Origin of the sequence: Haliea sp., from assembly GCF_040222615.1 — a bacterium.
Classification (GTDB): domain Bacteria; phylum Pseudomonadota; class Gammaproteobacteria; order Pseudomonadales; family Halieaceae; genus Haliea.
Window position 1 is genome coordinate 1 of record NZ_JAVKCQ010000139.1, and the last position, 3,992, is coordinate 3,992.

5 protein-coding genes are annotated in these 3,992 nt (G+C 65.8%); 4 read left to right on the top strand and 1 reads right to left on the bottom strand.

Translation table 11 applies throughout. The features are described 5' to 3' along the window. On the top strand, positions 1-251 hold a 251-nt coding region (locus RJQ10_RS11090), incomplete at its 5' end, for a virulence activator alpha C-terminal domain-containing protein (RefSeq protein WP_502880234.1). On the opposite strand, the gene tdh is transcribed toward RJQ10_RS11090, so the two are convergent. After that, complete coding sequence (tdh, locus tag RJQ10_RS11095; protein WP_350146549.1) at positions 248-1,276, bottom strand: L-threonine 3-dehydrogenase; 1,029 nt, start codon at positions 1,274-1,276, stop codon at positions 248-250. The two genes, RJQ10_RS11090 and tdh, sit on opposite strands and share 4 nt — an antisense overlap. Before the next feature lie 90 nt (positions 1,277-1,366). Here tdh and RJQ10_RS11100 point away from each other — a divergent pair, with 90 nt between their 5' ends. The 3 genes from RJQ10_RS11100 (at position 1,367) to purU (ending at position 3,960) form a co-directional block, all read left to right on the top strand. Continuing rightward, entirely contained in the window at positions 1,367-1,939 is a 573-nt protein-coding gene (locus tag RJQ10_RS11100; RefSeq protein WP_350146551.1) for a helix-turn-helix domain-containing protein, read from the top strand. 145 nt (positions 1,940-2,084) lie between these two features. Beyond that, on the top strand, positions 2,085-2,927 hold the full coding sequence (locus RJQ10_RS11105) for an SDR family NAD(P)-dependent oxidoreductase (RefSeq protein ID WP_350146552.1): 843 nt from the start codon (positions 2,085-2,087) through the stop codon (positions 2,925-2,927). 157 nt (positions 2,928-3,084) lie between these two features. Further along, positions 3,085-3,960: a formyltetrahydrofolate deformylase gene (gene purU, locus RJQ10_RS11110; RefSeq protein ID WP_350146554.1), complete on the top strand. Its 876-nt coding sequence runs from the start codon at positions 3,085-3,087 to the stop codon at positions 3,958-3,960. Positions 3,961-3,992 lie beyond the last annotated feature (32 nt).

Below are 3,992 nucleotides of genomic sequence, written 5' to 3' on the forward strand. Positions count from 1 at the left end.
ACGACAACGCCGCCCACCTCGCCGCGGAGGTGGAGCAGCGGCGCAAGCAGATGATGCAGCGTCTCTACCTGTACGAGCGGATCCGCCGCCGCCACTACGCCAGGCCAGAGACCCTCCCGGTGCGGCGCAAGGGTGTGTACCTGGCGCTGCTGGCGGGCATCCGCCAGGGCGAGCAGTTCCTGGCCTGGTGTGACGAGGCGCTGGCGATGCTGGCGACGGTGAAAACCCCGGGCTCCCGCAGCCGGGGCTAGTCCTCCCAGTTCAGCACGACCTTGCTGGCTTCGCCCGCGCTCATGACGTCAAAACCCTGCTGGAAATCGCGGTAGCCCATGCGGTGGGTAATCACCGGGGAGATATCCAGCCCCGACTCGATCATCACCGACATCTTGTACCAGGTCTCATACATCTCGCGGCCATAGATGCCTTTCAGGGTCAGCATGTTGAAGATCACCGTGTTCCAGTCGATGGCGGTGTTCTCACTGGGAATGCCGAGCATGGCCACCTTGCCACCGTGGCACATATTGGCCAGCAGGTCGCGGAAGGCCTGGGGGTTGCCGGACATTTCCAGGCCGACATCGAAGCCTTCGTCCATGCCCAGTGATTGCTGCACCTCGGCCAGGCTCTCGCGGGTCACGTTGGCGGTGCGGGTCGCGCCCAGGGTGGCGGCCAGCTCCAGGCGCTTGTCAATCACATCGGTAATCACCACGTGGCGGGCGCCGGCGTGGCGGCACACCGCCGCGGCCATGGCGCCGATGGGACCGGCACCGGTGATCAGCACATCCTCGCCGAGCAGGTCGTACTGCAGGGCGGTGTGCACCGCGTTGCCGAAGGGGTCGAACAGGGCGGCGACGTCGAGGTCGATGCCCGTGGAGTGTTCCCAGACATTGGACATGGGCAGGGCCATGTACTCGGCAAAGGCGCCGGCGCGGTCGACGCCGACGCCGCTGGTGCGGGCGCACAGGTGGCGGCGCCCGGCCATGCAGTTGCGGCAGCGGCCGCAGACCACATGGCCCTCGCCGGAGACGATCTGCCCGGGGCGGAAGTCGACCACGTTGGAACCCACCTCGACAATCTCGCCAACGAATTCGTGGCCCACCACCATGGGCACCGGGATGGTTTTCTGCGCCCAGGCATCCCAGTGGTAGATATGCATGTCGGTACCGCAGATGGCGGTGCGCTTGACCTTGATCAGGACGTCGTTGATGCCGATCCGGGGCTCGGGCACGTCCTCCAGCCAGAGTCCTTTGGTCGCTTCTTTCTTCACCAGCGCTTTCATGTCAGATTCACCATTGTGGAAATTTTCCGGTATAGTAGATGCCAGTTATCCTTCATACAAGAAGAAATTCTTTTATTGTGGAAGAATGCCATGTCCAAATCCGCCCTTGATCCCGCCAGCCGGGTGCTCTGCGAACGCGTGACCGAGCTGCGCCAGAGCCACGGCTTCACCCTCGACCAGCTGGCTGCGGCCTCCGGCGTCAGCCGCTCCATGCTGAGCCAGATCGAGCGCGGCCAGGCCAACCCGACCCTGGCGGTGACCTTCCGCATTGCCCAGGCCTTTGGCCTCAGTATAGGTGAACTGGTGGATGATCCCCTCGCCGGTGGCATGATCGAGGTGGTGCGGGGGGACGACCCGGCCAGCCTGTTTCGCGCCGACCGCGAATGCCAGATCCGTACCCTGTCGCCGCTGCACATGGAGAAGAGCGTCGAGTTCTACGAACTGCAGATCCAGCCCGGCGCCAGCCTCGACAGCTCGGCCCACTTCAGCGGCACCCGCGAACTGTTCACGGTGACTGCGGGCAAGGCGGTGATTGTCGCCGGTGGCACCGAGTGCAAGCTGGCGGCGGGTGATTCCGCGCACTACCGGGCCGATGTGGAACACAGTATCCGCGCCACCGGCAAGGTGGCGCTGCAGGGCTACCTGGTGGTCACCTACAAGTAGTGGCAGTGTCGGTTCAGGCGCCCGGTCAGGACTGACAAATCAAACCCGCGGGCCCCGCCTGCCCGCTGGCGGGGCGGCGGGAATGCACCGCTGGCGGCGCCGTGCTATACCGAGTCCTTCGACGTTGCCAACAGGAGAGGACAGCATGCAGGACCTGGATTTCAGCGGCAAGACAGTACTGGTTACCGGCGGCGGCGCCGGCATCGGGCGCGCCATCGCAGAGGCTTTCGGCGCCCGGGGTGCGTCACTGGTGGTGGCGGAGCTCGACCCCGAGCGCTGTCGCGAACTGGAGGCCGCGCTGGCGGGGCAGGGGGTGCCGGCCCTGGTGTCCTGCACCGATGTCTGCGACAGCGCCGCGGTGACCGCGCTCATGCGGCAGGTGCAGGACCGTTTCGGCGGCCTCGATGTGCTGGTGAATAACGTCGGTGACTTCCTCGGTATTATCAAGCCCTTCGCGGCCTGCACCGACGAGGATCTGGAGCGACTGTATGCGGTGAACCTGAAGCATATCTTCACCGTTACCCGGGCGGCCATTCCCCTGCTGCAGGCGCGTGGCAAGGGCGGCAGCATCATCAGCATTTCCTCCATCGAAGCCTTCCGCGGCATTCCCATGGTCACCACCTACTGCGCCTTCAAGCACGCCATCACCGGCTTTACCCGCAGCCTGGCCCTGGAACTGGGGCCGGACGGCATCCGCGTCAACGCCATCGCCCCGGAAACCACCGAGACCGCCCAGGTGCGCCCGTCCGAGCTGATCGCGCCGGAGCACCAGGCGCACACCCGGCGCTGGATTCCGCTGGAGCGCTTCGGCACCCCGGAGGACGCCGCGGGCTGCGCCCTGTTCCTCGCCTCCGAGCTGTCCGCCTGGGTGACGGGGACCACCATCAATCTCGACGGCGGCGCGTTGGCGGCGGCGGGCTGGTACCGGGATCCGAAAGATCTGTGGACCAATGTGCCGGTGGTGACAGGCAACGGCTTCAATTTCTAGCCGGCTCCTGCAGCGATAACGGCGCCGGCGCTGTAATGCGCCGGCGCCATGCTTTAGTATTCCCCATCAGCACTGCCAGACTGCCGTCCGCTTCCGGGCTGGCGGCTGGCGCCGGCAGGGCAGGGGCCCTCGCCGCAACCCTCGCAGCCATGGCCCAATGATGACCACAGCAGAAACCACCGCGCCTTGCGCCTACATCCTCTCCTTCCAGTGCCCGGACCGCCTCGGCGTGGTCGCGCACTACTCGCAGCTGTTCCTGCAGGCCGGCGCCTTTATCACCGAGATTTCCAACTATAGCGACCCGGTGACCGGCACCTTCCACCTGCGCTGCGTGTTCGACGACCGCGCGATGACGATTTCCTACCAGGAATTCAGCGAGCGCTTTGCCGAGCTCGCCGCCGGGATGAACATGCAGTACCGGCTGCGCCCCGCCGCCGCGCTGCCGCGGGTACTGCTGGCGGTATCGCGCTACGACCACTGCCTGGTGGCACTGCTCACCAAGTGGCGGGCGGGGGCGCTGCCGGCGGAGCTCGTCGGCGTGGTCAGCAACCACGAGGACTGTCGCAGCCAGGTCGAGTGGTACGGTTTGCCCTATCACTACCTGCCGGTGACAGCAGCAACCAAGCTGCAGCAGGAGGCGCAGATCCTGGCCCTGATCCGCGAGCAGCGAGTCGACCTGCTGGTGCTGGCGCGCTACATGCAGATCCTGTCCGACGACCTGTGCCAGCAACTGCAGGGGCGTGCCATCAACATCCACCACTCCTTCCTGCCCGGCTTCAAGGGCGCCAAGCCCTATCACCAGGCCTATGAGCGGGGGGTCAAGGTCATCGGCGCCACCGCCCATTATGTGACCTCCGACCTCGATGAGGGGCCGATCATTGCCCAGGAAGTGAAAGCCATCGACCACCAGGTGTCGGTTGAGCAGATGATCCACCTCGGCCACGACACCGAGGCCACCGCCCTGTCCCACGCCGTGCGCCTGCACTGCGAGGAGCGGGTGCAGCTGAACGGCCAGCGCACGGTGATTCTCTAATGGCGTTACATTAGGCTCGCCCGTGGAGCGCT

Bases quoted from the DNA above. Each gene is read 5' to 3' on its own strand.
- purU (WP_350146554.1), top strand. From the start codon at position 3,085: ATGATGACCACAGCAGAAACCACCGCGCCTTGCGCCTACATCCTCTCC.
- tdh (WP_350146549.1), bottom strand. From the start codon at position 1,276: ATGAAAGCGCTGGTGAAGAAAGAAGCGACCAAAGGACTCTGGCTGGAG.
- RJQ10_RS11100 (WP_350146551.1), top strand. From the start codon at position 1,367: ATGTCCAAATCCGCCCTTGATCCCGCCAGCCGGGTGCTCTGCGAACGC.
- RJQ10_RS11105 (WP_350146552.1), top strand. From the start codon at position 2,085: ATGCAGGACCTGGATTTCAGCGGCAAGACAGTACTGGTTACCGGCGGC.